Consider the following 25,752-nt stretch of genomic DNA (forward strand, 5'->3'; position numbering starts at 1 on the left):
CGCAACGTCCACAACTTGACCGATGACGAACTCCGCGAGTCAGCGGGAATGCTTCTCGAGGTCTCGTGGGATACGACGTTGCTTAAAGCGCAGCTCACGGCTCAGCTTCGAACATCGGTGAGGAACCGAGTCCAACGGCAGTTTGACGTTGCTGCTGAAGTGATTGACTCGGTGACCGATCGCGTGACCAGCTTGGGTCTTCCCAAGCCTCGAGGGCTTGTCTCGGCGCGGATTCGTGTCGAAAGTCTCGTGGCAAGGATTCACCGGCAGGTTGACGCGGCCGGCTAGTAGCCCAGTTGGTCCAGCCTGTAGCCGCCATTCGAACTGAAGGATCTTGAATGCGTTGCGGACGGGCTCCCTCCTGCTCTGCCACCCGGCGATCCATGATCGGTGAGGGAAGAGAACGTCATCCGTCGTCGCCCATCCGTTCGGCTTCTGCGTCGTGACGGCGGGCTTCATGCTGATAACCATCCGCGATGCCCCGCAGGATGCGAGCCGTGCGTGGCCACCGTGTGGCGATCTTACTAGCCATTTCCCGGTACTGCTGTTCGAGCACACGTTCCTGACCACCGCCATCGAACACGCCACGCGAAGTCACACCACGTTGATTCGTCTTGCCGATGTGCAAGCCCGTATCGATCCGTGCATTGCCAACGTTTTCGATCACTTCCCGAACGGCCTCGGCTGGCCAAACCCCGTCTGACCCAACAGGGCTCGAGGCAAGTACCTGCCCGATCTGCTCGTCGCCGATCGATGCTCGCCCACTATCCGCTAGGGCAAGGCGGGCGGCGCGTACCCATTCCGTAAGGTGGTCGGCGTCAATGCTGCCATCGTCCGCGAGTCCGGGGAGCATGCGCCATTTGCGGAGCACTGAGAAGGATAGGTGCGCGAAGGCCTGCTCCTGTGGTGTGGGCGTTCGCTTGGGCTCCCCTTCCGCGCGGAAGATGGCGCTCACCATGTTGACAAAGTCAGTGGGATCCTTACTCAGCGCTCGATAGAGGGCGCCCGAAGGCTCGTGGTCGTGGACAAGCTCAAAAAACATGAACTCGTAGCCCGGGAGCTCGTCGTCGTCGGGCACCCGTTGTTCCATGTATTTCAGAAGTTGGCCGACGTAGTAGCCGCTCATCGTGGTGTCCTGAGGAGGCTCCGTTCCTCGACGTAGTGCGTCGAACACCTCCTTGACGAGACTGATCTCCGGTTCCTGATGCTCGTGCAGCATGATGCTCAGAAGTGCCATCGCCTCCCAGGGGCGACCGTGTTGAACGAACCGCCGAACGACCTCCGCCCGATCGTCCGAGGCCGCAGCGAAGGGCTGAGCTCGCTTCCAATAGGCCTCTTCGAGTCCTTCGCTCAGCGAAGACAACTCAGTCCAGTACTGGCGGGAGAGGGGCACGGCCGCCATCAGCGTCTCTCGAGCTTCGGCCTCCTGAAGCGTCGGGCTTGCGAGGGCTTCCTTCAGCCACTCCATCCCGCCTTCGTGGATCTTCACGCCCACGTAGTTCAACGCTGCTTGATTCAAGTTGGGCTCCGATGAACTCAGCCACCTGAGAATCTCTTGATGTGGTGCGTTGGCCGTGCCTGCGAGCAGCCGTCCCACGACATAGGGTGTCTTGACATCGATGGTGAGCGAGCGCAGTGCGTCTGAGCCGAGCACAAGTACTTGGTCGAGCGCCTCGCGTTGAAGTCGCGCAAGTTCGATGTCGTATCCCTCGTCGCCCAGCTTGAGATTGGGCACGTGAGCCCGCCAGTCGAAGAGACTGGAGAACCGTCGCCCGTCCTGGGTAGGCGCGAGGGCGTCGGCAAGGTCGCGGAAAGTGGCCACGTTCTCAGCGGGCATAGCCCACTCGGCGTCGGAGTACTCCTCGTGCCGATCTGCCTCGCTGCTCAGCGCTTCCCAAACCGCATACACGTCTTCGGGCGACCAGTGTTGAGCGCCGATGACCTCGCGGAGCCTGGTTAGGACTGCGACTCGTTCCTGGGGCGGCAGTTCATCAATCTGCGGAACCAGCTCTTTCCAGCATGCTGCGTCGGTCCCAGCAGCGGCGGTGACGAGGATCACGAGCTCATGAACGAAATGCCCCCAGTCCGCATAGGTGACCGATTGCCGAATGGGCGACCAGTCGCGATACGTCGGAGCGTGCGGCTGGAAAGCAACTGCGTGACTATCAGGCCAGACGCCGAGCGCAAGCTTCCAGCCGACATCTGGTTCGCGCTTCATGAGACGCGCGATGACGGCGAGTTTGTCGTCGACGCTCGCGCCGCTCTGAGGCAACCAGCCCGCGGTGACATTCTGCAGGCTCTCGATCGGACGATTGCTTAGCCGACCACCGGGATCCAGTGCGGACAGCCTTCCAAGAAGCGCTGCCGCCCGACCGAAATAGGTCGGCGACCAGCACAGCGTCTCGAGTGCCCACAGCAGGTTGGGGTGTGGCGACGATGGTCCGAAAAGAGTGTCCGCGCCGCTGTCTTGGAACATAGTGCGCAGAATCGGGTCGGCGCGGTCCAAGTCGAGTTCAACCGCATCCTGAAACACCTCCGGGGCGGCTTCCGCCAAGCTAGGCAGGACACTGGCCAGTCGAGCCCACGGCGTTCCTGTGTCGTCGGCGTTTGCAGCTTGCAGTAGATCGTGAACGAGCCGGCTGACCCTCCCCTGCATGGCTAGGTCAGCAGGAAGCTCGACGTCGCTCGCGGCGGCGAGCGCTAGTCCATCGGCCAAGCCTTTCCTGAGCGTCTCCGAATGGGTCGTGTTGGTGCGTTGGGTGCTCGCGGTCAGACGAGCGACGGCATCCATGCCCTGGTATGGGTCCGGTGTCAACAGGACATCCGTGACAACCTCGGCCCACCTCGCTAGTTCACCATCAGTGAGCGTCGGTAGGAGGAGAAGAGCAGCCTCTGCCGGCGAGGTGACACGCCAGGTGCCGCCCGAACGAACGAACGGTGCATCCGCACGGCCTGCGAGACTTTTCAGAAGGCGATCGATATCGTCGCGTGATCGTCCGGTCAGCCTTTCGATCACTGCAAGGTCGCCTTCAGCGTTCGTCCACGATCCAACCAGAACGAGTGGTGCGAGGGCAGCGGCTTGATCGGTGTTGGTGACCCACTCTGGGGCTCGGAAGCGTGGCTCGCGCGCGATCGAACGAACGAGCGCGGGCACACTGCGACGCGCGAGGGACACCATCGCCTCGGCCTTGTTCGAGTCGGCCACGACGGCCTTGAGCGCCTCGCGAGCGGTTGCGCGGTCTACCTTGCGGAGCTCGATCTTCTTGGCGTTTCGAATGATGTCGCCAGGCTCGGCGATCAGGATCACCCGATGTCCGTTATCGACGGCGGCCGCGAGGTCGGGCGCATCGGAAAACAACGGCACGAGAATGAGAGGAGACCGCGATTCGGTCAGCCGCCGCCAGGCGGCGCTCTCGGTGACAACAATGGCCCGATACAGAAGGTCGTTTCGCGCAGCCAAGGCGGCGAACGTGAAGGCAAGCGCCTCATCGCGCCATGGCGCTTGAATGGCCAAGATCGCATCGCCGGATCCCGCACCAGTAAGGGTTGCCCGCAACTCGTCGGCCTCAGCGGTGCGTCCTGCCGTGAAGAAGTCAGCCGGGAGCGCCACCGTCGTGCGACCCTGAAATGCCTGCCACCACCGTTCGATGGTCTGTGCGTCTCGCGGGCGGTAGCCTAGTCGCTCCGAAATCCAACGATGTACGGACGGTGATTCTTGAAGCCAGCCCTCCAGAGCGTGCGCATCGATGGCCTTCACGCCAGAGAACTTCTTCTCGGCGGCGCGATCGGAAGCCCACGCGCTACCGCCAGCCCAGTTCCTCGGCGTGGCGAAGACAAAGACTGAACTCGCGTCAGCGGGGAGCGCGAGCACACGCTTGTCGTAGTCGCTCTGAGCCTTTCCTTTCGGGTTGGCGTCCGTGCCGAATTCGAAGCGCAGCTCGCCGACTGGAAGATACGCACTACCTGCAGACGTGGCGGTGCCGTCCCAACCAGACGCAGCAACACCCTCGTGGGCACGGACTTGAAGATTGCTGATCCCGGGAGTCACCGCGAGAAGACGACGAATAAACTCGGGAAAGGCGGTCTTTGCATCATCGCGAGCAGCCCAGGTGTTCAGTTCGTTGGCAGTGATGAGCTCAGGCCCGTCCGTGCGCAGCGCGGGCGCGACCGACGAAGCGCTTGAGCCGCGTTCCTTCTGAAGGCGCAGCACCTCCTCTCGAGCAAAACGATGCTGCCTCGAGCCAGGAACACGAGCTGATACGAGGGTGCCCGCTGTGACCCAGTTCCTAACGGTGTTTTCGTGCACCCCAAGGAGCTTCGCGGTCTCACGAACGTTCAGGTATGGCTTGGGCCCATCGCCACTGTTCATACCATCAGTCTAACAGATTGTGGACTTTGTGTACTGGAGCGATTCGCCCGGCCGATGAGTTGAGGCCGTGTTCGACCGGATCACCCATCGGGTGACACGCCCTCGGCAGCAGGACGTGCCATTTGGATTGCGGCTGGAAGTCTGCCTTCGCGGAGACCGGCAACGCCCGCAAGTCCGTCGCTCAGTCGGCGGGAAGCGTGCGCGGGCCAGCAAGTCGGTGGTGATGAGAGCTGAGGTTCGTACGACCGGCACAGACGAAAGCCCAAAGAGCGTCCCACCTACGCGGCCCCCGATGGTCTTCACGGGACGGCAGCTCGACAGCCCTCCGCTCCAGTCTCGTCACCTGCAACAGATCGCTGCTGCCCGCACGAGCAACCGAGAAGCAATCGAGAAGCAATGCACGCAGGCACTATTCAGTGGCACGCTCCGTCGCGTTGAAAACACCGGCGACCCGTGACAACTTGGTTACATGGCTCGGGGACGCCGAAATGCCAAGCGCGAGGCCGCGGAAACGCGGAGCAAGCTCGAGTTCGAGCACGCCGAGAGAGACCGACACGAAGCGGAAGCCCGGGCGATCCTTGATCGCCGGCTGATGCGGCGATGGGGGACTGAGCGCGCGGGGCTCGATCGCCTCGGCGCTCTATCGCGGGACCTAGAGAAGCTGCATCGGGACGAGACGCGTCTCTTGAGCGAACGCGACGAGCTGGTGGGGTGGCTACGTCAGCGTGGTCAGAGTTGGGCAGCGCTGAGCGCACGGACCCGGCTGAGTCGGCAGGCTCTTATGAAGCGCACGGAGACGGGTCGACCAACCCATGAGTGATGCCGGTCTGCCTGCGGCGCCGTGATGAGAATGAGACCGAGACGATCCGACGCGTCGCCGTCAGACACGAAGTGACCGAGTCGTGCATGGGGGCGACGGACGTGCCGACTGGCGACCCCATTTCGAAGGATCCGGAGGAAGTCGCGCCTGGCTCAATGCGCCCCGACGCCGAGAGTGTAGCGATCGCGCCCGGCTCCGTTCTCACTGCTCGCTCCTTCCAGACTTCGCGCTTCGCGCTGCGCTTAGGAGCCGCTCTCAGCGAGCACTCCGCCGGCCCCGATCGCTGGTCGGCTGACTGTCGGATCCGGGCGATGTCAAGCTGCTTGGAGTCGTTCGGGTTCCGGTTTCGGGAGGTTTATGCCGACGATGCTGGCGGGTGTGGGAGTTGTGGGCCGTCTGCGGAATCGCTCGGGATGCTTCTCGTAGTACGCCTGGTGAGTGCGGGCGCGGGCGTCCCATCGCTGACGCCAGGTGCCGTCGTGGACCTCGCTCGGTGAGAACAGGGCGATGCCGGAGTGCTTGTGGTTCCAGTTGTACCAGGGTGCGTACCAGGTCATGAACGCTCGGGCTTGCTCGATGTCGACGAAGGTGCCGGGGTAGTTCGGCCGATACTTCATGGTGCGGAACTCCGATTCTGAGAACGGGTTGTCGTTCGACGCCCGCGGCCGGTTGTGAGTCTGCGTGACGTTCAGTTCCTGGAGGTAGTCCTTCAGCACGGTCGAGCGCATCGCTGGGTCGGAGTCAGCGTGCACGGCGCCGGGGATCCCCTCGCGGGTGATTGCGTCGCGGAACATCTCGACAGCCAGGTCGTCGACTTCACGTTCTTCGACTCGCCAGCCGACGAGCTTGCGTGAGTAGATGTCGATGATCGAGTACGCCTTGAACGCGACACCGCGCCACGGGGTGCGCAGGTCGGTGATGTCCCAGCTCCAGACTTGGCCGGGGCCGGTGGCTTCCAGCACTGGCGCCTCGCGCGGGGGCCTGCCGGTGCCGCGCCGTGTCGGTGCGACCGGACGAGCGGACTGGTCCTGGATCGTCGCGGCAATCCGCCACCATGAGCGGCGCGAACCGAGCATCATGCCGGCATCCCACGCGTCGGCGAATGCGTGGTCGACCGAATGGCCTTTCTCCCAGCCGGCGGTGATCAGCGCAGCGATCGCCTCCCGATCGGCGTGCTCGATCCGCGACGGATAAGCTCGCGTCGCGTGCGGCACCGGCGCCAAGACCCCCGCCCGCGGATGACCTCGGTAATGCCATGTCGACCGAGACACCCCGGTCAGTCGCAGCGCCTTCCGCTGTGACCCGGTGACCGCGGTCAGCTCCCCGACGAGGTCGTTCTCTGCGTCGAGGAATCGGACTGACCCGGCGTCGTCGGGATGGCGGCGGGCTCTTGCTCGCTCATCTGATGCAAGAGCCCGATAGCTTTTCCCAATGCCTCGTTGGTCTGCTCGAGTTCACGCACCCGCGCGTTCAGCTTCGCAACCTCAGCATCGTGCGCGGCGCGTTCCGCAGCCCGCGCTCTCGCGATCGCGGTCCGGTTGCTCGGAGGGACAGTCATAGGACTACTCTCTCGCGGGATCAGCGCCCGGTCGAGGTCGCCCTCGAACACCGCCGACCGCCACCGCCGCAACCGCTCATACGGCACGCCACGCGCCGACAGCCACGGACCCTTCCGTCCCTGCGGTTGCGCCTGATACTCGAGCACGAACTCGCGGATCTCCTCCGCCGTGAACCCCGCGCTGATCGACATCTGACCTCTCCTCGCTGATTGTGAACTGACTCACAACCAGCCTGGCGAAGAGGGATCGAACCAAAACAAGCCCCACTGAGCACCCCAAGACATGGCCGAAGTTCCGCGGAACTCCGCGGATTTTGAGCCAGATCGCCGGAACAACGGGGTGCCTCGGCATAATTCGATTCCCCCCATCTCCACCAAGCCGCTGTTGCAGAAGGAGGCCCGAGAGCCGCGTGAACGCGCGGCTCTCGGTGTCACCCCTCTCGTTGAGCGAGCCGAGCCTGGAAGGTCACGTGACGTGAGAGACCGTGCCACTCACGTTCGACCTCAACGTCGGAGACTTCGGCTGGGGTCGCTCGCAGGCGCACCGGCCGAGGCTAGGGCACCTGAGAGGGGACATGCCATGGGTGAGGCATCCGCCCGCAGCGCGGATCCAGCAGAATTCGTGCAGCTGCTGCGCAATCCGCGTCCGGGTCGCGGCCGGACGCATAGAGCGACGTGTCGGTGCCGGCCGATCTGGCCGAGCAACGGGTGCAGGCGGCGGTCGTCGCCGGCGGTCGCATCGTGGACGACAGCTCGGCGCCCGGGGTGGTGGACGCTCGCATCACCTGACAACCATGGCGTCGACATCGCCGGCTGGGCCGACGTCGAGGTGTGAGTGCTCCTCGCTATCGGCGCGAGCCGCCGCGCAGGCGGATGCGGCCACGGCCGAACGGCAGCACGGGTGCCCGATACACCAGCGCCGGTGCATGTTGCGGCTGGATGGCGAATTCAGCGCGGCCGAAGCGCCACAGCCGGTTGAACAGGAACAGCCCGATCACCGCGGGCCGATCGGCCGGAACCTGCCAGGTGCCCAGGCCCCACTGCGTCGGTTGGCCCCGACCTTCGATCACCAGGGTCGGCTTGAAGCCGGCATACAGCGCGAACCACGGCTTGTGCAGCGTCAACTCGATGCGACGGGTCGTGCCATCGCCGGTGCTCATCGGAGCCGCGCCTTTCGTCGTTCGATCTCTTCAGGATATCGGCGCCCGGCATGCCGAGACATCCGACCGACATCCGCCGTGACATGCGGATAATGAGGGGGTGGAGCCCGGCCAGATGCGCGAATGGTTCGCCGAGTACCTCGATGCCTGCAACCGGCATGACCTCGATGCGATCCGCGGGTTCGTCGATCCATCGGTGCGGCGTGCGCACTTGCCGGGCGGTGCCGATGCCTGGGTCGACGACATGGCCGACCTCTTCCGCGCGTTCCCGGATTGGCGCTGGCGGCGCATCCAGCTCGTCGTGGAGGAAGACCGTCTGGCTGCGCACGTGCGGGCCAGTGGTACCCACGTCGGCGAGTTCCGTGGCGTCGCGCCGACGCGCCGGCACGTCAACGTGGCCGAGTTCGCGATCTACCGCGTCGCAGCCGGGCGCATCATCGAGCTCGCCGGCACGGCCGATCACGTCGAGCTGATGGCCCAGTTGACGGAGGCGAGCCGTCCGGGCTAGCCCGTGGGCGGCCACTCCACCAGCAGCAGCCCCTGCTTGGTGTCGGCCACGGTGATCTGGTCCTTGTCGAACCGGTAGGTCATGCCGTAGCCCTGATCGTCGGGATTCATGATCATGTCTTTGCCGGCGGTGATGTAGGTCGCGCCGCCCTCGTCGAATTCGGTCCAGCCGGCACCGGCGTCCAGCAGCTCCTTCTTCGCAGCAGCGATCAGCTCGGGCGTCGCGGGCGCCCAGCCGAAGAGCTGCACCTGGTCGCTCGGCACCTTCGGGTCGCCCCAGGTGCACTGGATGCCGCCGGGCAGCTCGACGTTGCCGACATAGAACAGTTCCTCGCGCGAGCTCCAGCCGGTATCGGCGAATGTCTGCACGGTCGTCTGCGGAATGATCTTCTCGCACGTCGGGTCCCCGGCCGGGGTCGCCGAGACCTCGGACCCTCGGACCGTGGTCGACGGCTGCGGCACGTGATCGCCCGCCGACGCGGATGCCGAGGTCGTCGGGGCAGGCTGGGCTGCGGTGCACCCGGCGAGGGCGGCGGCCAGGGCCAGCGCCACGGTCGCGGCGCCCAGTCGCACCCGTGCCGCCGTCACGGTGACCCGCGCAGCAGAGCCAGGTAATCGTCGTGCAGGATGCCGTTGGTCGCGAGCGAAGACCGTGTGTCGATGGCATCGGCCCCGTCGATGTCTGTGAACCGGCCGCCCGCGGCTCGCACGATCGGCACGTGCGCGGCGATGTCGTACTCCTTGACGTCGAACTCGGCGACCAGCTCGAGGCGGCCCTCGGCGAGCAGCATGTAAGGCCACGCATCGCCGTACGCCCGGTCTCGCCAGACCGCGCGAGTCAGTCGCACCACGTCATCGAGGCGTTCGACCTCGTCCCACTGCCCGATGCTCTGAAAGCTCACGCTCGAGGCCGCGACATCCGACACCTCCGAGACGTGGATCTGCCGCGTCGCGCCATCCGGCGTGCTGGTCCAGGCGCCCAGTGCGGTTCCGCCCCACCAGCGTCTGCCGAGGGCGGGCTGGCTGACCACGCCGATCTGCGGCATCCCGTCGACCGCCAGCGCGATCAGGGTCGCCCACATCGGGATGCCCTTCAGATAGTTCGCGGTGCCGTCGATGGGGTCGATGATCCATTGCCGGGCGGTGGAACCGGTGCTGCCGAACTCTTCGCCGAAGACGCCCTCGTCGGGTCGTTCAGTCGCGAGGATGCCGCGGATGGCCTGCTCGGTCGCCAGGTCCGCCTCGGTGACGTGGGTGTGATCGGCTTTCGTGCGGATGTCCAGATCCGGTGCATCGAAGCGGCGCATCGAGACGGCGTCGGCGGCATCCGCCAACCGCAGAGCGAGTGCGAGGTCGGCCGCGAAAGCGGGTGTCGCAGACGCATCCGCGGTGGCGGCGCGGGGCAGGTCGGAGGCGGCAGACGTCACCTGCCCAGGATAGTCGCCAGGGGCGTCGTTTCGATTTCGTGGCGCACGGATCGAAATGCTAGTGTTGATCCTCGGTTCCCCGTTGCGGAAACCATGCGCCTCTAGCTCAACGGCAGAGCAATTGACTCTTAATCAATGGGTTCTCGGTTCGAATCCGAGGGGGCGCACCACGAACCCCCGGAGCTTCAGTGGAGCCCGGGGGTTTACCTTTCGGCCGGCATGCGCCGCGATGGCTCCGGCGATTCTGGCGTTGACCGACCAATCACCCTGGCGCAGCGCCGGTCTCAGAACCTGCGGGTTGCCGGCGGTTGCCCCACCCGAGGTGAGACCACCCAGACGGGGCGGTCTCAGAACCTGTGGGTTGTCGGTGGCCGACCCACCCGAGGTGAGACCCCCAGGGGGGCCGGTCTCAGAACCTGCGGGTATGCGCCGACCAGGGCCGGCAGATCGAGGTGCCGGACCAGACCGAACGGGCCGGTCTCAGAACGTGCGGGTTGTCGGCGGCCGACCCACCCGAGGTGAGACCACCCAGACGGGCCGGTCTCAGAACCTGCGGGCCTACTCTGGGTCCGGATCGCGCAGCGACAGGGTTCGAAGCTCCCTGTTGCCCAAGAGCACAACGATGAGCGCCGTGATGGCTGCGCCATAAATGACGAACGGCACCCAGAGCACGGTCGCCGATGCGAGTGCGCCGAACAGCGCCATTGTCAGGGGGCGCAGGCTGTCGTCGCCCACCTTGATGATCGAACCCATACGTCCGAGGTAGCTCGGATCAGTGGTGCCGGCGAATGTCGCACCGAGCAGCACTGATCCGAACCCTGCGCCTGCGCCGATGGCGACGCCGCCGATGAGGACGAGCCAGAATGGTCCGAGCCCGACCACGACGATTGCGATGCCCTGTGTACTGAATGCCCAGAATCCGGCGTATGCCTCGCGGCGGGGACGCCACCTGAGCACGATCACGGCGCCGAGTGCCGCACCGATGCCGGCGAATGCTCCGAAGACACCGACGGCTTCGGCGCCCCAGCCTTCCGCTGTCGCGCGCAGCGCGATACCGATGCCCATGGCCGGTGCAGCGGCCAGATTCAGGCTCGCCAGGGCGATGACCAGCGTTCGCGTCGGCGGCACGTCATGAAGGTGACGGAAGCCGGCGGCGATGCCACGCAGTACCGGCTCGCGGGCGGCGCGGGGCAGCATGAAGCGGGGGCGGAGCCAGATTGCGATGAAGGCGACGACCAGCGCGAATGCGAGGGCGTCGAGCGAGGCGGAGCCGGACAGCCCGACCTGTGCGACGACCACGCCGCCAGCAGCCGAGCCGACCATCCCGCCCAGCCGGCTCGAGGTCTGCATTGCTGCCCCGTACGCGGGCAGGTCGGACTTGCTGACCATCTGACGCGAAATTGTGCTGGCAGCGGGTTCGTAGAACGCGTCACAGAGACCGAACGCGAGCGCTGCCAGCAGCAGGACGAGCGCCGATGGTGCGGTGAGTGTGCACCAGATCGCGATGGCCACGAGCACGATCGTGCGGACGATGTTGAACAACACCATGATCTTGCGTGCGTCGAGCCGGTCGGCGAGCACGCCGCCGAACAGCAGTGCCAACGCACGGGGTACCGCGCCGGCCGCCACGATAAGCCCTGCGAGCGCAGGCGTGGTCACTTGAACCGCTGTCCAGACGAGTGCAACTGTCCAGATCGCGTCGCCGGCATCCGCGATGCCGCGCATGAGAATCCATGCGTGCGCGAGATGATCCCGTCGAAACGGCGGCGGTTCCCGTAGCTGCTCGAGTTCCGGCGGCGGCACCCGATCAGCCTAATCGGTGCCGGGAATCCGTCTTTCCAGTCCGTGAGGGTTGACCGGTCGGCGTGTCACGCTGACGGGAGACGACAGCCCCGGGGACTCCGTTGTCCACCGCGACCGCCGAGTTCAGCCGACGCCGAGTTCAGCCGGCGCCGCCGAGTTCAGCCCGCGTCGCCGAGCAGGACCGCCTCGGCCTCTTCCTCGGCATCTGCCTGATGAGTTTCGATTCCGGTCAGCACCCTGCGCCCGAGCGCGATCGTCACGGTGGCGATCAGCACCGCGGCGGCGGCGAACAGGTATGGCACCGTCGCATTGAACGCGTGCCACAGCAGTGCCGCGATCGGCGGGGCGATGGCGCCGCCGATGAACCGCACGGCGGAGTAGGCGGAGGATGCCACGGCCCGGGGATGGTTCGTCGACTCCATGACCGCTTCGGTCAGCACCGTGTTCATGATGCCCAGCAGCACACCGCCCACGACGATGCAGATCACCAGCGCCATGGCGCTGGCCACGAGCAGCCCGGCGACGATCAAGTCGATCGCCAGCAGCGGCAGGATCGTCAGCATGACCGCCGACCGGCCCATCCGGTGCAGCAGGATCGGCGCGAGCCAGACGCTGGCGATGGCCAGCGCCACGCCCCACCCGAAGAAGGTCAGGCCGATGCCCATCGCGTTGTAGCCGAGCGGGAACGGCGAGAAGGCCAGCAGCACGAAGAAGCCCATGTTGTAGAACAGCGCGGCCACGGCCAGGATCGCCAGCGCCGGCGTGCGCAGCGCCCGGAACGGCGCCGACAGCGGCATCGGCGCGCGCCGCTCGCTCTTGCCGCCGCGCACCATGATCGACACCGCGATGAACGCGATCGCCATCAGCACCACGACGCCGAAGAACGGCCCGCGCCAGCTGATCGTGCCGAGCACGCCGCCCAGCAGCGGCCCGACCGCGATGCCGATGCCCAGCGCCGCCTCATAGAGGATGATCGCCGCTTCGCTGCCGCCGCTGGCCGCTCCCACGATCGTCGCCAGCGCCGTCGAGATGAACAGCGCGTTGCCCAGCCCCCAGCCCGCGCGGAAGCCGATGATCGCATCGACGCTGCCGCTGAGCGCGCACAGCAGCGCGAACACCACGATCAGCGCCAGGCCCGCCAGCAGCGTCGCTTTCGCGCCGATGCGGCTCGAGACCCAGCTCGTGATGAGCATCGCCGCCCCGGTCACCAGCAGGTAGCTCGTGAACAGCAGCTCGGTCTGCGCCGGGTCGGCCTCCAGCGAGGCGGCGATCGCGGGCAGGATGGGATCGACCAGCCCGATGCCCATGAAGGCGACCACGCACGCGAAGGCGACCGCCCACACCTGCGCAGGTTGGCGCCAGATCGATCCGGCGGCTGGTTTGGCGATCATGCAGTGGCTCCTTGGGGGTTGGTGATTCGGGACGAGAGGATGCCGGCGGCCCGTGACAGCACGGCCCAGTCGTCATCGTCGAGATCGGCGAACAGCGGTGCCAGCGCGTCGCGCAGCTCCACGCGCCACGCGGCCAGCTCCTCCTGCCCGTGCGGGGTGATGCTGATCACGCTCGCGCGGGAATCGGACGCATCGCGCTGCCGGCTGACCAGGCCGGCGTCGGCCATCTGGCCGATGAGCTTGGTCATGCCGGGCTGTGTCGTACGGGTGCGCACGGCCAATTCGCCCAGGCGCAGCGGCCCCTCGGTGACCAGTACGCTCAGTGCGCGCCACTGCGCGGTCGGCACCTCGTTCTTGGTCCGCAGCGCGGCCAGCCGGGTCAGCGCGTGCGCCGCAGTGACGATCTCGGAGATGTCTTCAGCGCGGGGCACCGGAAAAGTATATACCAAAGATATATAACATGAGCATGTAGATCCGCTGCCGTGTCGGGATTGACAACGAGACACCGGGTTCCTAGTATTCCTAATACCTGAATCGGGTTTCATGTACTCCCTTCCAACGGCGAAAGAGGCACTCCCATGCGGTGTATGAAGAAGAAGCTGCTCCTCGGGGCACTCACGGCAACGGCCGCGATGGCGCTGGCGGCGTGCGCGCCCAGCACCACCGGTCCTGCGACCGGCGGCAGCGGGAGCCCCAGCGCCCCCAGCTCGATCAGCGTCGGTGTGATCTCCAGTGAGACCGGGCCGTTGGCCGGCTACGGCAAGCAGTACCTGGACGCGTTCAAGGCAGGCCTCGACTACGCGACCGACGGCACCGGAGCGGTGGACGGCGCGAAGCTCGACGTCGCCTATCGCGACGACGCCGGCGACCCCGACACCGCCGTCACCGCCGCCAAGGACATGATCGGCAGCGGCACCAAGATCCTGCTCGGCAGCGTCTCATCGGGTGTCGCGCTGGCCGTGGCCGAACAAGCCGCGCAGAACAAGGTGCTGTTCATATCCGGACCGGCCGCGGCCGACGCGATCACCGGCATCAACAAGTACACGTTCCGTTCCGGTCGCCAGAGCGCGCAGGATGTCGCCACCGCCGGTACCTTCCTCACCGACATCACCGGCAAGAAGATCACCGTGTTCGCGCAGAACACTGCGTTCGGTCAAGGCAACGAGGCCGCCGTCAAGGCGATCCTCGGCGCCAAGGGCGCCACCGTGAACTCGGTGCTGGTGCCCGAGGACGCGACGGAGTTCACGCCGTTCGCGCAGCAGATCCTGCAGGGCAAGCCCGACCTGGTGTTCGTGGCCTGGGCCGGCGCGACCAGCGGCGCGATGTGGCAGGCGCTGTCGCAGCAGCACGTGCTGGGCGCCATTCCGGTGGTCACCGGCCTCGGCGACTCGCCGACGTACAGTGCGTACGGTGAGGCCAGTGGCAAGATCCAGTTCCTCAGCTACTACTTCCCGGGCGCTGCCGACACCGACGTCGAGAAGAAGATGATCGACATGGTCACCGCCGCCGGCGGCACCCCAGACCTGTTCAGCCCGGACGGATTCAACGCCGCCATCATGCTGGTGCACGCGGTCAAGGAAGGCCACGGCGACGTGCCGGCGATGATCAAGGCGCTCGAGGGCTACACCTTCGACGGCGTCAAGGGCAAGACCACGGTCCGCGCCTCCGACCACGCCCTGCTGCAGGAGATGTACCAGGCCAAGCTGGTCGACAACGGCGGCAAGTTCACGCCCGAGCTGATCAAGTCGGTTCCCGCCGACGAGGTCTCGCCGGCCGAGGTGACCAAGTAGCATGACCGCCCCCGTCCCGCCCGCACTGCAGATCTCAGGCCTCGGCCTGCAGATCGGCGGCGCGACCATCCTGAAAGATGTCGATCTCGACGTCGCCCCCGGTGCGCTGATCGGCGTGATCGGCCCCAACGGCGCCGGCAAGACGACCCTGTTCAACGCGATCTCGGGCGTGCTGCGCCCGACCGCCGGCAGCATCTTCATGGATGGCGATGACATCACCCGGATGTCCGTGGCGCAGCGCGCACGGGCGGGACTGGGGCGCACCTTCCAGACATCCAGTCTCTTCCCGCGGCTGACCGTACTGGAGAACGTGCGCATCGCGGCCCAGGCCGCGATGGGCGGCAGCTATTCGCTGCTGCGCTTTCCGCATCGATCGGATGCCGCCACCGTACTGGCCCGCGAGAAGCTGCACGCGGTCGGCATGACGCACAAGGAGTCCGCACTGGCCGGCGACATCTCGCACGGTGACAAGCGCAAGCTCGAGATCGCGGTGCTGCTGGCGATCTCGCCGCGCACCGTGCTGCTGGACGAGCCGATGGCCGGCGTCGCCTCCGGCGACGTCGCGGGCCTGGTCGAGAGCATCCGCGAGTTCCACCGCGCCACCGGCTGCACGCTGCTGATGGTCGAGCACCACATCGACGTGCTGATGGGCCTGGTCGACAAGGTCGCGGTGATGTACTTCGGCAGCATCATCGCCTTCGACACCCCGCAGCAGATCATGGCCAACCCGCTCGTGCAGAGCGCCTACCTCGGCAGCGCAGCATGAGCGCCGACCCGATCCTGCAGGTGCGCGGGCTGCGCGCATCCATCGGCGGAGCGCAGGTCGTCGAGGACGTCACCTTCGACGTGCCCGCCCGCGGCATCACCGCGGTGCTGGGCCGCAACGGCGTCGGCAAGACCTCGACGCTGCGCGCCATCATGGGGCTCATCCACCGCCGCGGCGAAGTGCGTCTGGCCGGCACCCGCATCGACGGCCTGCTCACGCACAGGATCGCCCAGTTCGGCGTCGGTTACGTCCCCGAAGAGCGCGAGGTCTTCTCCGACCTGACCGTCGCCGAGAACCTCACGCTGGCCGCGCGCACCCGCACCCCCCGCAACGATCTGGTCGCGGCGCTGTTCCCCGACCTGATGGACCGCCTGGCCCAGCGGGCCGGGACGCTGTCCGGCGGCCAGCAGCAGATGGTCTCGGTCGCCCGGGCGCTGCTGAACGAGAATCGGATCCTGCTGGTGGACGAGCCCACCAAGGGCCTGGCGCCCAAGATCGTCACCGAGGTCGCCGACGCCCTGGAGGAGGCCGCCAAGTCCGTGCCGATCCTTCTGGTCGAGCAGAACCTCGATGTCGTGCGGCGCCTCGCAGGCGGCGCCATCGTGATCGCCGGCGGCCGAGTCGTGCACACCGGATCCGCCGCCGAGATACTCGACGACCCGGCCCTGACCCAGCGCCTGCTGGGCGTGCACGTGGACGGAGTCGGCGCATGAGCACGATCATCCTCGCCCTGATCACCGGGGTGGGCCTGGGCGCCCTCTACTTCCTGGTGTCGTCGGGCCTCAGCCTGATCTACGGGCTCATGCACGTGCTGAACTTCGCACACGGCGTCTTCCTGTCGCTGAGCGCGTTCATCGGCTGGGAGGTCGCGCGGCGGCTGGACTCCAGCTCATGGGGCGGATTCCTGCTGTCCATCTTGGTCGGCGCCCTGGTCGGCGCAGCGTTCGCCGCCCTCACCGAACTGGCCCTGATCCGGCCGCTGTACAACCGGCATATCGAGCAGGTGCTGGTCACCGTGGGCCTCTCGTTCGCCGCGATCGCGCTGTTCGACGGCATCTGGGGCACCGACGCCATCTACATCTCCGGCCCGAAGTGGCTGAGTCAGACCACCGGTGTGCTGGGTGCCAACGTGCCCAACGTGTACTGGGTCCTGATCGTCACCGCCGCGACCGTGCTGGCCGCACTCGTGGTGTTCCTGCGGCGCACCCGGCACGGCATCATCATCCGCGCCGGCGTCGAGAACCGCGCCATGGTCACCGCCCTGGGCATCGACGTGCGTCGCTCGTTCACGCTGGTGTTCGCCATCGGGGGAGCGGCCGCCGGCATCGGCGGCGTGCTGGCCGCGCAGTGGGCGGGCTATGTCTCGTCGGTGCTGGGTCAGACGCTGCTGATCTTCGCGTTCATCGTGACGATCATCGGCGGCCTGGGGTCGCTGCCGGGTGCCGCGATCGCCTCGGTGCTGGTGGCGGTGCTGCAGCAGTTCGCGAACTTCTTCCTGGCCGGAACCGGCGACTTCATCGTCGTCATCCTCCTCGCGGTCGTGCTGCTGGTGCGACCACGGGGCCTGATGGGGAGGACGGCGATATGACCGACACCACCAGTCGCACCCGCTCCGCCGGACTGCGCGCACTGCTGCCTGCCCTGATCGGCGCCGCGATCGTCGTCCTGCTGGCGATCCTGCCGCTGCTGAACGTCGAGGTGCCCGGCATCCTCCCCGGCCCCACCTACACGCCCGGCACGCTCGCGCTGCTGTCGCTGTGCATGGTCTACGCCGCCCTCGCACTCTCGTACAACATGCTCCTGGGCACGGCCGGCCTGCTCTCATTCGGGCACGCGCTCTACTTCGGCGCCGGCGCGTACGGCCTGGGCATCGTCCTGCAGTACCTGCAGGTGCCGTTGTGGCCCGGCATCCTGATCGCGGTGCTCGGGGGCCTCGTGATCGCCGCGGTCACCGGTGCCATCAGCCTGCGGGTCACCGGCATCCCGTTCGCCATGGTCACGCTCGCCTTCGCCCAGGCGATGTCGCTGCTGGTGCGCCGAAACGCGCAGATCACCGGCGGCGAAGAGGGCATGAGCCTGCCCACCGCGCACGTGCCGGACTGGCTGATCGGCGTCATCAACACCCGCAACCTGTACTGGGTCGCCCTCGTCGTGGTGGTCATCGTCTACCTGATCGCGCTGTGGGTGGATCGCTCCCGGCTCGGCCGGATCGCCCAGGCCACCCGGGAGAATGAGCTGCGGGTGCGCGTGCTGGGCCTGAGCCCCTATCTCGCCAAGCTCATCGTGTTCGTCGCGGCCGCCATCGGGGCATCGCTGGCGGGCATCGCCTACATGCTGCTGCAGAGCGGCACCCAGCCCCAAGCCGTCTCGGCCGACCTGACCATCACAGTGCTGGTGATGCTCGTGCTCGGCGGCGTCGGATTCCGCTGGGGCGCCGTGGTCGGCGGCGTCGTCTACACGCTGCTCGACCAGCGGCTCACGGTGCTGTCACGGTCGGACGCCATCGCCGGCCTGCCCGACATGCTGCGCGTGCCGCTGGCCGAGCCGCTGTTCATCTTGGGCGTACTGTTCATCCTCGTGGTGATGTTCCTGCCCGGCGGCATCGCCGGCACCGTCGACTCGCTGATGCGCCGCCGCCGTGCCCGCCGCACAGGCGACCTGCCGGGCGATGTCGAGATCGCGCCCGAGCACGAGCAGGTGCGGGCATGAACGACGCAGACGGGATGCTGCAGCCCGCCGACGAGCCGCACACGATCGGCCGGTGGCTGACCGATCGTGCCGCTGCGACACCGGCGGCGATCGCGATCGACGACCGTGGCGTGCGGATCACCTACGGCGCCCTGGCGGAACGGGCCGGCGCCCTGACCGAGAGCCTGCGCGACGCCGGCTATCGGCCCGGGGACCGGGTCGCGACCGTCAGCGGCAACTCGATCGACCACGTGGTGGCCTTCTTCGCCTGCGCGCAGACCGGCCTCGCGTTCATCCCGCTGTCGTGGCGACTCACCGCGGGCGAGCTCGCCCCGATCATCGACCGTGCCGCCCCGCACCTGCTGCTGATCGAGGACGAGCACGCCGCGCTGGCCGGCGACGCGCGCGACCGCATGTGTGCGCCTGCGCCGGTCGCACTGCTGGGCGGCACCGGCGTCGAGACGCACGTGCCCACCCGCACCGACCGCCTCGGCGCCGCCGCCGACCGACAGCATGTGCGCGACGACGACGTCGCGCTGGTGATCTTCACCTCCGGCAGCGAGGGCTCGCCCAAGGGCGTCAAGCTCACCCACGCCAACTGCTTCTGGAACAACCTCGCGCTGTCGGGCGTGCTGCAGCTGACCGCGCACGACGTCGTGCTGGCGATGCTGCCGCAGTTCCACGTCGCGAGCTGGAACGTGCAGCCGCTGCTGGCCTGGTGGACCGGTGCGACGGTCGTGCTGGAGCGCTCGTTCCAGCCCGAGCGCGTGCTGCAGCTGATCGCCGAGCGGCGCGTGACCGCGATGATGGGCGTGCCCACGCAGTACCGGCTGCTCGCCGACGACGCCCGGTTCGCCGCCGCCGACCTGTCGAGTCTGCGCATCGCCCAGGTGGGCGGCGCGCTGATGGCCGCCGACCTGTTCCAGGCATGGGCCGACCGCGGCGTCGAGCTGCTGCAGGGCTACGGCCTGACCGAAGCGTCGCCGAACACCTTGTCGGTCGCGCCCGGCGCGGGCGCCGCCGCCATCGGCACCGTCGGCCGGCCGTACCCGCACGTCGAGGTGCAGCTGGCCGACACCGAGACCGGGCTGGCGCTGACCGGAGCCGCCACCGGCGAGCTCTGGGTGCGCGGCCCGAGCGTGTTCGCCGGCTACCTGGACGACGAGGCCGCCACCGCCCGCGCGATGGCGGGAGAATGGCTGCGCACCGGCGACCTGGTGCAGCGGACCGCCGACGGCGACTATCGGGTCATCGACCGGCTCAAGGACATCTACATCTCCGGCGGCGAGAACATCGCGCCGGCCGAGGTCGAGCGCGCGCTGGGCGCGCATCCTCTGGTGGCCGCCGCCGCCGTCGTGGCGGTGCCCGACCGGGTGTGGGGTGAGCGCGGTGTCGCGTTCGTCGAGCTGACCGAGGGCGCCCGGTGCGGCGAGGACGAGCTGCTCGCGCACGCGCGTGCGCACCTGGCCTCGTTCAAGGTGCCGATGCGCGTCGTCGTCGTCGACGAACTGCCGCGGTCGGCGATCGACAAGCTCGCCCGATCGCGGCTGCGCGACCGGGCGCGGGAACTGGTGGCTGAGGTGACCCATGAGTCGGAATGACGAACTGCTCCACCGCTCGGTCGAGAACGTGTCGACGGCCACCGGCCGGCCGCTGACCAAGCGCGGCGAAGCCACCCGGCGACGTCTGCTCGAAGCCGCCGAAGAGGTGTTCGCCGAACAGGGCTACCACGAGGCGTCCATCGTCAAGATCACCGAGCGCGCCGGCATCGGCCTGGGCACGTTCTATCTGTACTTCGACAGCAAGAAGACGATCTTCGACAACCTGGTCGTCGACCTGAACCAGCGCGTGCGTCACTCGATGGCCGAGGCCATGGCCGATGCCGGCACCCGGCTGGATGCCGAGCGCGCCGGCTTCGCCGGATTCTTCCGGTTCACCGCCGCCCACCCGGCGCTGTACCGCATCGTGCGAGAGGCCGAGTTCGTCTCGCCCGAGATGCTGCGCCTGCACTACTCCCGCATCGTCGAGGGCTACGAGCAGGGCCTGCGCAGCGCGCAGGCCGACGGCCAGATCGACCAGGAGCTCGACCCCGAGGTCGCCGCGTGGGCGCTGATGGGCATGGGGGAGCTGATCGGCATGCGATTCCTGCTGTGGGAGCGGGGCGCGGACGGCGCCGGGCCCGACCAGCTGCCCGACGACGTGTTCGAAGACATGATGCGATTCATCCACAATGCGCTCGCCCCGCGCGGCGCTGACAGGGAAGGCGGCGGGCGATGACCCAGCACGACCTCGGCGGCAGACGGGCCGTCATCACCGGCGGCGCGAGCGGCATCGGCCTGGCCTGTGCGCGGGAGCTCGCCGGGCGCGGCGCGCACGTCGTGATCGCCGACCTCAACGCCGACGCGGCGCAGGCGGTGGCATCCGAGATCGACGGTGAGGCCTGGGCCGTCGATCTGTCCGACACCGCGGCCTTGGACGACCTGTCGCTGGACGCCGACATCCTGGTCAACAACGCCGGCATCCAGCGTGTGGCGCCCATTCCCGAGTTCGATCCGGACGCGTTCCGGCTGATCCAGCGGCTCATGCTCGAGGCGCCCTTCCTGCTGATCCGCGCGGTGCTGCCCGGCATGTACGAGCGCGGCTGGGGACGGATCGTGAACATCTCCAGCGCGCACGGACTGCGCGCCAGCGCGTTCAAGGTCGCCTACGTCGCCGCCAAGCACGGACTGGAGGGGCTGTCGAAGGTGACCGCCCTGGAAGGCGCCGGGCACGGCGTGACCAGCAATTGCATCAACCCGTCCTACGTGCGCACCGCCCTGGTCGAGAAGCAGATCGCCGACCAGGCGCGGACCCACGGCATCCCCGAGTCCGAAGTGGTCGAGAAGATCATGCTGACCGAGACGGCTATCAAGCGGCTCGTCGAGCCCGACGAGGTCGGCTCGCTGGTCGGCTGGCTGGTGGGTGCGACGTCGGGCATGGTCACCGGAGCCTCGTACACGATCGACGGAGGGTGGACCGCCCGGTGAGCGCGCGCGACTGCACCCAGATCGAGGTTCCGGTCGCGGGCGGGATGCTGCGGGTCGGCGTCTGGGAGGCCGATCGGCCCGATGCCCCCACCGCGCTGCTCGTGCACGGGGTCACGTCATCGCACCTGGCCTGGCCGTTCGTGGCCGACCGGCTGCCGGGCGTGCGCCTGATCGCGCCCGACCTGCGGGGCCGGGGCGCGAGCAACGGCGTGCAGGGCCCGGCCGGGATGGCCGCGCACGCGGCCGATCTGGCCGCGGTGCTCGACCACCTGGGCATCGAGCGCACCGTCGTGGTGGGGCATTCGATGGGAGGCTTCGTCGCCGTCGTCTTCGCGCACCTGTACGCCGGGCGGGTCTCGCGACTCGTGCTCGTCGACGGCGGCATGCCGCTGGACGTGCCCGCGAGCCTGGACCCGCAGGCGGTCGTCGCCTATGTGCTCGGCCCGACCGCGGAACGGCTGAACATGCGATTTCGCTCGGTGGGGGAGTACCTCGACTTCTGGCGGGCGCACCCGGCCTTCACGCACGACTGGACGCGCGAGCTCGAGGACTATCTCGCCTACGACCTCGTCGATGCCGGCGACGGCACCCTGAAACCGGCGACGGCCTATCAGACCGTCGTCGACGACACCGTCGACATGAACACCGGCACGGCGCTGCCCCAGGCGCTGGCGGCACTGGCCCATCCCGTCCGGCTGCTCACGGTTCCGCGCGGCCTGCAGAACGAAGAGCCCGGCCTGTACAGCCCCGAGCACCTGCAGCGGGTGCTCGCCGAGCACCCGGCTGTGGAGCACACCCGGTACGACGGCTTCAACCACTACACGATCGTGATGTCGCCGGCAGGCGCCGACGTGGTCGCACCGCTGATCGCACAGGCCGTCGACGCCGGGGCCGTCAGCGCCGCGCCGACGCGATCCGCGAGGTGAGCTGGTGGGCGTGTGCGAGCAGCGTGCGCCCCAATTCGGGCATCCGCTCGGGCGTGAACCGGAATTCGACGCCGTTCAGGCTCAGCGCCCACTGCGGGTGCCCTTCCCGGGTGAACACCGCCGCGCCGATGCCGTAGCTGCCCGCCACGATCAGCCCCGGGTTGATCGAATAGCCGCGTTCCTTCGTCTCGGCCAGGCGCCGGCGCAGCCGCTGCTCGCCGTGCGCGGCGCCCCACCGCTCGGGCAGCTCCGGATGCCGCTCGAAGTAGGCGTCCACATCGTGGGGTTGTTGGAAGGCCAGGATCGCCAGCCCCGCCGATGCCACACCGAGCGGAAAGCGCACGCCCTCGCGCAGCACGAACGACCGGATCGGAAAGCTGCCCTCCTCGTTGACCAGGCACACCGTCTCGTCGCCGCGGCGCACCGACAGGAACGCACTCTCCTCGGTGCGCACCGCCAGCGAGCGCACGATGTCACGGGCGATCTCGGTGATGTCATACCGGGCGGCGGCGACGCTGCCCATCAGGAACAGCTCCGGCCCCGGCATCCATCGGCCGGTGTGCTCTTCCTGATCGACCAGTCCCTCGCGGCGCAGCGCCGTCAGCAGCCGATGCGCCGTGGGCCGGGTGAGGTCGGCGCCGCGGGCGAGGTCGCTGGTCGTGACGCCGTCGGCGCCGGAGGCGGTCACCAGACGCAGCAGCGATGCCGCCCGGGCGATCGCCTGCGCGCCGGGTACGGTTGCACGGGTGTCCACAATGTGAACACTATGGGTTCGTCCATCCACATCGCAAGCGCGCGCGTGCGCCATGCGCGAAACCGCGCGAACATGGAAGGGAGGCAGCGCCAGCGCGGGCGTCGCCGGATCAAGGAGGTCCGCGTGATCGACAAGCAGGTGGCCAGCGCCGCAGCCGCGGTGGCAGACATCCCAGACGGGGCGACGATCGCCGTCGGAGGCTTCGGACTCAGCGGCAACCCGATGAGTCTGATCGAGGCGGTGCTCGCACAGGGCACGACCGATCTGTCGATCATCTCGAACAACTGCGGCGTCGACGACTGGGGCCTGGGCATCCTGCTGGGCGCGCAGCGCATCCGCAAGATGACCTCGTCGTACGTCGGCGAGAACAAGGAGTTCGAGCGTCAGTTCCTCGAAGGCGATCTCGAGCTCGAGCTGACCCCGCAGGGCACGCTCGCCGAGAAGCTCCGCGCCGGCGGGTCCGGCATCGCCGCCTTCTTCACCCCCACCGGGGTGGGCACCCAGGTCGCCGAGGGCGGTCTGCCGCGGCGCTATGACGGCCACGGCGAGGTCGCGGTGGCCTCCCCGGCCAAAGAGACCCGCCTTTTCACCGTCGGCGGCCGCGAGCGCGAATACGTCCTGGAAGAGGGCATCGTCGCCGACTACGCGCTGGTGCATGCCGCGCGCGGCGACCGGCACGGCAACCTGGTGTTCAACAAGGCCGCCCGCAACTTCAACCCGCTCGCGGCGATGAGCGGCCGGGTGTGCATCGCCCAGGTGGAAGAGCTCGTCGAGCCCGGCGAGCTGGATGCCGACAGCATCCATCTGCCCGGCATCTTCGTGCATCGCATCGTGGAGGTCGGCCCCGACATCGAGAAGCGGATCGAGCGACGCACCGTCGCGGCATCCTCGTCCACGGAAGGAGCCTGAGATGGCGCTCACCCGACCCCAGATGGCCGCCCGCGCCGCGCAGGAGCTGCCCGACGGCGCGTATGTCAACCTCGGCATCGGGCTGCCCACGCTGGTGCCCAACTACGTGCCCGAGGGCGTGACCGTCGTGCTGCAGTCCGAGAACGGCATCCTCGGCGTCGGCCCCTACCCGACCGAGGACGCCGTCGACCCCGACCTGATCAACGCGGGCAAAGAGACCGTCACACTGCTGCCGGGCGCGGCATTCTTCGACTCGGCGACGAGCTTCGGCATGATCCGCGGCGGCAAGATCGACGCCGCGATCCTCGGCGCGATGCAGGTTTCGCGCACCGGCGACCTGGCGAACTGGATGATCCCCGGAAAGATGGTCAAGGGGCCCGGTGGCGCGATGGACCTGGTGCACGGCGCCGGAAAGCTGATCGTGCTGATGGAGCACGTCGCCCGGGACGGCTCGGCGAAGATCGTGAACGAGTGCTCGCTGCCGCTGACCGGCAAGCGGGTGGTCGACCGCATCATCACCGACCTGGCCGTCATCGACGTCACCGACGCGGGCCTGGTGCTGGTCGAGACCGCGCCCGGTGTCAGCGTGGCCGACGTCGTCGCGGCCACTGAGCCGGAACTGGTCGTCTCGGCCGATCTGAAAGTGAGGGCATGACATGGATGACGTCGTCATCGTCGCCGCGGCGCGCACGCCGCAGGGGCGCCTGAAGGGACAGCTCGCACCGCTGACCGCCGTGCAGCTGGGTGCGGCGGCCATCGCCGGTGCCCTGGCCAAGGGCGGCATCCCCGCCACCGCGGTCGACGCCGTGCTGGTCGGCCAGGTGCTGGCCGCCGGGGCCGGGCAGAACGCCGCGCGGCAGGCCGCCATCGGTGCCGGGATCGGGTGGAACGTGCACGCCGGGTCGGTGAACAAGGTCTGCCTGTCGGGTCTGACCGCCGTGATCGACGCGTCGCGGATGCTGCGCCTGGGCGATGCCACCGTGGTCGTGGCCGCCGGCATGGAGTCGATGACCCGCGCCCCGCACCTGCTGATGGGCTCGCGCGAGGGGTATTCGTACGGCACGATCGAGGTGCTCGATCACATGGCGTACGACGGCCTCACCGACGCATTCGACGACGAGAGCATGGGCGCCTCGACCGAGCGGCTCAACGCGAAGTACGAGGTCACCCGCGAGCAGCAGGACGCGGTCGCGGCGCGGTCGCATCAGCGTGCGGCCGCGGCATGGGATGCCGGTGTGTTCGACGACGAGATCGTCGAGGTGACCGTTCCGGGCAGGCGCGGGCAGACCACGACGGCGACGCGGGATGAGGGCATCCGGCCCGAGACGACCGTGGAGACGCTGGCGGGTCTGCGCCCGGCGTTCGCCGAAGGCGGCTCGATCACGGCGGGCAACTCGTCGCAGATCTCCGACGGCGCATCGGCCGTGGTGCTGACCACCCGTGCGCACGCCGATGCCAACGGTTGGGACGTGCTGGCCGTGGTCGGAGCCAGCGGCCAGGTCGCCGGGCCCGACAACTCGCTGCACGAGCAGCCGGCGCGGGCGATCGCGCTGGCGGCGCGCAAGCAGGGCATCGCGGTCAGCGACATCGACGTGGTCGAGATCAACGAAGCGTTCGGGGCCGTCGTGGCCCGGTCGCAGCGCGAGCTCGGGCTCTCGGACGACATCGTGAACATCCACGGCGGCGGCATCGCGATCGGCCACCCGATCGGTGCCAGCGGCAACCGGCTCGTCGTGCACATGGTGCATGAGCTGGTGCGGCGCGGCGGCGGCACCGCCGCGGTGGCGCTGTGCGGCGGCGGCGGTCAGGGCGACGCGCTGATCCTCACCCGCTGATGAGGGAGCGGGCGCACCGGCCG

At 68.0% G+C, this 25,752-nt stretch carries 23 protein-coding genes and 1 tRNA gene; 14 read left to right on the forward strand and 10 right to left on the reverse strand.

Translation table 11 applies throughout. From position 1 onward, the window contains the following. Positions 1-406: 406 nt before the first annotated feature. The 4 genes from ABD705_RS06800 to ABD705_RS06815 form a co-directional block, all read right to left on the reverse strand. Positions 407-4,369: a helix-turn-helix domain-containing protein gene (locus ABD705_RS06800; protein WP_344781857.1), complete on the reverse strand. Its 3,963-nt coding sequence runs from the start codon at positions 4,367-4,369 to the stop codon at positions 407-409. Positions 4,370-5,503: 1,134 nt separating this feature from the next. After that, entirely contained in the window at positions 5,504-6,403 is a 900-nt protein-coding gene (locus tag ABD705_RS06805; RefSeq protein ID WP_344781859.1) for a DDE-type integrase/transposase/recombinase, read from the reverse strand. 101 nt (positions 6,404-6,504) lie between these two features. Then, positions 6,505-6,939: a hypothetical protein gene (locus ABD705_RS06810; protein ID WP_344781861.1), complete on the reverse strand. Its 435-nt coding sequence runs from the start codon at positions 6,937-6,939 to the stop codon at positions 6,505-6,507. 653 nt (positions 6,940-7,592) lie between these two features. Then, a complete protein-coding gene (locus ABD705_RS06815; RefSeq protein WP_344781863.1) occupies positions 7,593-7,907 on the reverse strand; it encodes a hypothetical protein in 315 nt (104 codons plus the stop codon). A 100-nt stretch (positions 7,908-8,007) separates the two neighbouring features. Here ABD705_RS06815 and ABD705_RS06820 point away from each other — a divergent pair, with 100 nt between their 5' ends. Next, positions 8,008-8,415 (forward strand): ester cyclase, encoded by a 408-nt coding sequence (locus ABD705_RS06820; RefSeq protein ID WP_344781865.1) that lies wholly within the window; start codon positions 8,008-8,010, stop codon positions 8,413-8,415. On the opposite strand, the gene ABD705_RS06825 is transcribed toward ABD705_RS06820, so the two are convergent. Further along, positions 8,412-9,002, reverse strand: a complete 591-nt coding sequence (locus tag ABD705_RS06825; protein WP_344781867.1) for a hypothetical protein — start codon at positions 9,000-9,002, stop codon at positions 8,412-8,414. The two genes, ABD705_RS06820 and ABD705_RS06825, sit on opposite strands and share 4 nt — an antisense overlap. After that, on the reverse strand, positions 8,999-9,841 hold the full coding sequence (locus tag ABD705_RS06830) for an inositol monophosphatase family protein (RefSeq protein WP_425562043.1): 843 nt from the start codon (positions 9,839-9,841) through the stop codon (positions 8,999-9,001). The genes ABD705_RS06825 and ABD705_RS06830 overlap by 4 nt, the downstream gene beginning before the upstream one ends. A gap of 95 nt (positions 9,842-9,936) precedes the next feature. Between ABD705_RS06830 and ABD705_RS06835 the strand changes: the two genes are divergently transcribed. Further along, a tRNA-Lys gene (locus ABD705_RS06835) sits at positions 9,937-10,011 on the forward strand. A 388-nt stretch (positions 10,012-10,399) separates the two neighbouring features. Here the strand turns inward: ABD705_RS06835 and ABD705_RS06840 are convergent. The 3 genes from ABD705_RS06840 to ABD705_RS06850 form a co-directional block, all read right to left on the reverse strand. Then, a complete protein-coding gene (locus tag ABD705_RS06840; protein WP_344781869.1) occupies positions 10,400-11,644 on the reverse strand; it encodes an MFS transporter in 1,245 nt (414 codons plus the stop codon). A gap of 158 nt (positions 11,645-11,802) precedes the next feature. Next, on the reverse strand, positions 11,803-13,035 hold the full coding sequence (locus ABD705_RS06845; protein WP_344781871.1) for an MFS transporter: 1,233 nt from the start codon (positions 13,033-13,035) through the stop codon (positions 11,803-11,805). Then, a complete protein-coding gene (locus ABD705_RS06850) occupies positions 13,032-13,466 on the reverse strand; it encodes a MarR family winged helix-turn-helix transcriptional regulator (protein ID WP_344781873.1) in 435 nt (144 codons plus the stop codon). Before ABD705_RS06850 ends, ABD705_RS06845 begins: the two co-directional genes overlap by 4 nt. 147 nt (positions 13,467-13,613) lie before the next feature. On the opposite strand from ABD705_RS06850, the gene ABD705_RS06855 reads away from it, so the two are divergent. The 9 genes from ABD705_RS06855 to ABD705_RS06895 are packed head-to-tail and all read left to right on the forward strand — an operon-like array spanning position 13,614 to position 22,231. After that, positions 13,614-14,825 carry a substrate-binding domain-containing protein gene (locus tag ABD705_RS06855; protein ID WP_344781875.1) on the forward strand — a complete coding sequence of 404 codons (1,212 nt, stop codon included), beginning with the start codon at positions 13,614-13,616 and terminating at the stop codon, positions 14,823-14,825. Position 14,826: 1 nt separating this feature from the next. Next, positions 14,827-15,591: an ABC transporter ATP-binding protein gene (locus ABD705_RS06860; RefSeq protein ID WP_344781877.1), complete on the forward strand. Its 765-nt coding sequence runs from the start codon at positions 14,827-14,829 to the stop codon at positions 15,589-15,591. Beyond that, positions 15,588-16,304, forward strand: a complete 717-nt coding sequence (locus tag ABD705_RS06865; protein ID WP_344781879.1) for an ABC transporter ATP-binding protein — start codon at positions 15,588-15,590, stop codon at positions 16,302-16,304. Before ABD705_RS06860 ends, ABD705_RS06865 begins: the two co-directional genes overlap by 4 nt. After that, entirely contained in the window at positions 16,301-17,179 is an 879-nt protein-coding gene (locus ABD705_RS06870) for a branched-chain amino acid ABC transporter permease (protein ID WP_344781881.1), read from the forward strand. Before ABD705_RS06865 ends, ABD705_RS06870 begins: the two co-directional genes overlap by 4 nt. Beyond that, positions 17,176-18,300: a branched-chain amino acid ABC transporter permease gene (locus tag ABD705_RS06875; protein WP_344781883.1), complete on the forward strand. Its 1,125-nt coding sequence runs from the start codon at positions 17,176-17,178 to the stop codon at positions 18,298-18,300. Before ABD705_RS06870 ends, ABD705_RS06875 begins: the two co-directional genes overlap by 4 nt. After that, a complete protein-coding gene (locus ABD705_RS06880) occupies positions 18,297-19,880 on the forward strand; it encodes a class I adenylate-forming enzyme family protein (RefSeq protein ID WP_344781885.1) in 1,584 nt (527 codons plus the stop codon). The genes ABD705_RS06875 and ABD705_RS06880 overlap by 4 nt, the downstream gene beginning before the upstream one ends. Next, complete coding sequence (locus ABD705_RS06885; protein WP_344781887.1) at positions 19,867-20,556, forward strand: TetR/AcrR family transcriptional regulator; 690 nt, start codon at positions 19,867-19,869, stop codon at positions 20,554-20,556. The genes ABD705_RS06880 and ABD705_RS06885 overlap by 14 nt, the downstream gene beginning before the upstream one ends. Beyond that, entirely contained in the window at positions 20,553-21,305 is a 753-nt protein-coding gene (locus tag ABD705_RS06890; protein WP_344781889.1) for a 3-hydroxybutyrate dehydrogenase, read from the forward strand. Before ABD705_RS06885 ends, ABD705_RS06890 begins: the two co-directional genes overlap by 4 nt. Further along, positions 21,302-22,231 carry an alpha/beta hydrolase gene (locus tag ABD705_RS06895; RefSeq protein WP_344781891.1) on the forward strand — a complete coding sequence of 310 codons (930 nt, stop codon included), beginning with the start codon at positions 21,302-21,304 and terminating at the stop codon, positions 22,229-22,231. Before ABD705_RS06890 ends, ABD705_RS06895 begins: the two co-directional genes overlap by 4 nt. On the opposite strand, the gene ABD705_RS06900 is transcribed toward ABD705_RS06895, so the two are convergent. Then, the gene (locus ABD705_RS06900; RefSeq protein ID WP_425562044.1) at positions 22,200-23,039 is read right to left on the reverse strand and encodes an IclR family transcriptional regulator; all 840 of its coding nucleotides are present in this window, start codon (positions 23,037-23,039) and stop codon (positions 22,200-22,202) included. The genes ABD705_RS06895 and ABD705_RS06900 overlap by 32 nt on opposite strands. 69 nt (positions 23,040-23,108) lie before the next feature. Here ABD705_RS06900 and ABD705_RS06905 point away from each other — a divergent pair, with 69 nt between their 5' ends. Genes ABD705_RS06905 through ABD705_RS06915 form a run of 3 tightly spaced genes read left to right on the forward strand, consistent with a single transcriptional unit; the run spans position 23,109 to position 25,729 of the window. After that, positions 23,109-23,894 (forward strand): CoA transferase subunit A, encoded by a 786-nt coding sequence (locus ABD705_RS06905; RefSeq protein ID WP_344781895.1) that lies wholly within the window; start codon positions 23,109-23,111, stop codon positions 23,892-23,894. A gap of 1 nt (position 23,895) precedes the next feature. Next, positions 23,896-24,549, forward strand: a complete 654-nt coding sequence (locus ABD705_RS06910) for a CoA transferase subunit B (protein WP_344781897.1) — start codon at positions 23,896-23,898, stop codon at positions 24,547-24,549. A gap of 1 nt (position 24,550) precedes the next feature. Continuing rightward, complete coding sequence (locus ABD705_RS06915) at positions 24,551-25,729, forward strand: acetyl-CoA C-acetyltransferase (protein ID WP_344781899.1); 1,179 nt, start codon at positions 24,551-24,553, stop codon at positions 25,727-25,729. Positions 25,730-25,752 lie beyond the last annotated feature (23 nt).

Origin of the sequence: Microbacterium kribbense, from assembly GCF_039537285.1 — a bacterium.
In the GTDB taxonomy this organism is placed as follows: domain Bacteria; phylum Actinomycetota; class Actinomycetes; order Actinomycetales; family Microbacteriaceae; genus Microbacterium; species Microbacterium kribbense.

Coding starts and splice junctions, on each gene's coding strand:
- ABD705_RS06800 (WP_344781857.1), bottom strand. CDS start 4,369: ATGAACAGTGGCGATGGGCCCAAGCCATACCTGAACGTTCGTGAGACC.
- ABD705_RS06810 (WP_344781861.1), bottom strand. CDS start 6,939: ATGTCGATCAGCGCGGGGTTCACGGCGGAGGAGATCCGCGAGTTCGTG.
- ABD705_RS06815 (WP_344781863.1), bottom strand. CDS start 7,907: ATGAGCACCGGCGATGGCACGACCCGTCGCATCGAGTTGACGCTGCAC.
- ABD705_RS06845 (WP_344781871.1), bottom strand. CDS start 13,035: ATGATCGCCAAACCAGCCGCCGGATCGATCTGGCGCCAACCTGCGCAG.
- ABD705_RS06855 (WP_344781875.1), top strand. CDS start 13,614: ATGCGGTGTATGAAGAAGAAGCTGCTCCTCGGGGCACTCACGGCAACG.
- ABD705_RS06860 (WP_344781877.1), top strand. CDS start 14,827: ATGACCGCCCCCGTCCCGCCCGCACTGCAGATCTCAGGCCTCGGCCTG.
- ABD705_RS06865 (WP_344781879.1), top strand. CDS start 15,588: ATGAGCGCCGACCCGATCCTGCAGGTGCGCGGGCTGCGCGCATCCATC.
- ABD705_RS06870 (WP_344781881.1), top strand. CDS start 16,301: ATGAGCACGATCATCCTCGCCCTGATCACCGGGGTGGGCCTGGGCGCC.
- ABD705_RS06875 (WP_344781883.1), top strand. CDS start 17,176: ATGACCGACACCACCAGTCGCACCCGCTCCGCCGGACTGCGCGCACTG.
- ABD705_RS06880 (WP_344781885.1), top strand. CDS start 18,297: ATGAACGACGCAGACGGGATGCTGCAGCCCGCCGACGAGCCGCACACG.
- ABD705_RS06885 (WP_344781887.1), top strand. CDS start 19,867: ATGAGTCGGAATGACGAACTGCTCCACCGCTCGGTCGAGAACGTGTCG.
- ABD705_RS06890 (WP_344781889.1), top strand. CDS start 20,553: ATGACCCAGCACGACCTCGGCGGCAGACGGGCCGTCATCACCGGCGGC.
- ABD705_RS06900 (WP_425562044.1), bottom strand. CDS start 23,039: ATGGCGCACGCGCGCGCTTGCGATGTGGATGGACGAACCCATAGTGTT.
- ABD705_RS06910 (WP_344781897.1), top strand. CDS start 23,896: ATGGCGCTCACCCGACCCCAGATGGCCGCCCGCGCCGCGCAGGAGCTG.
- ABD705_RS06915 (WP_344781899.1), top strand. CDS start 24,551: ATGGATGACGTCGTCATCGTCGCCGCGGCGCGCACGCCGCAGGGGCGC.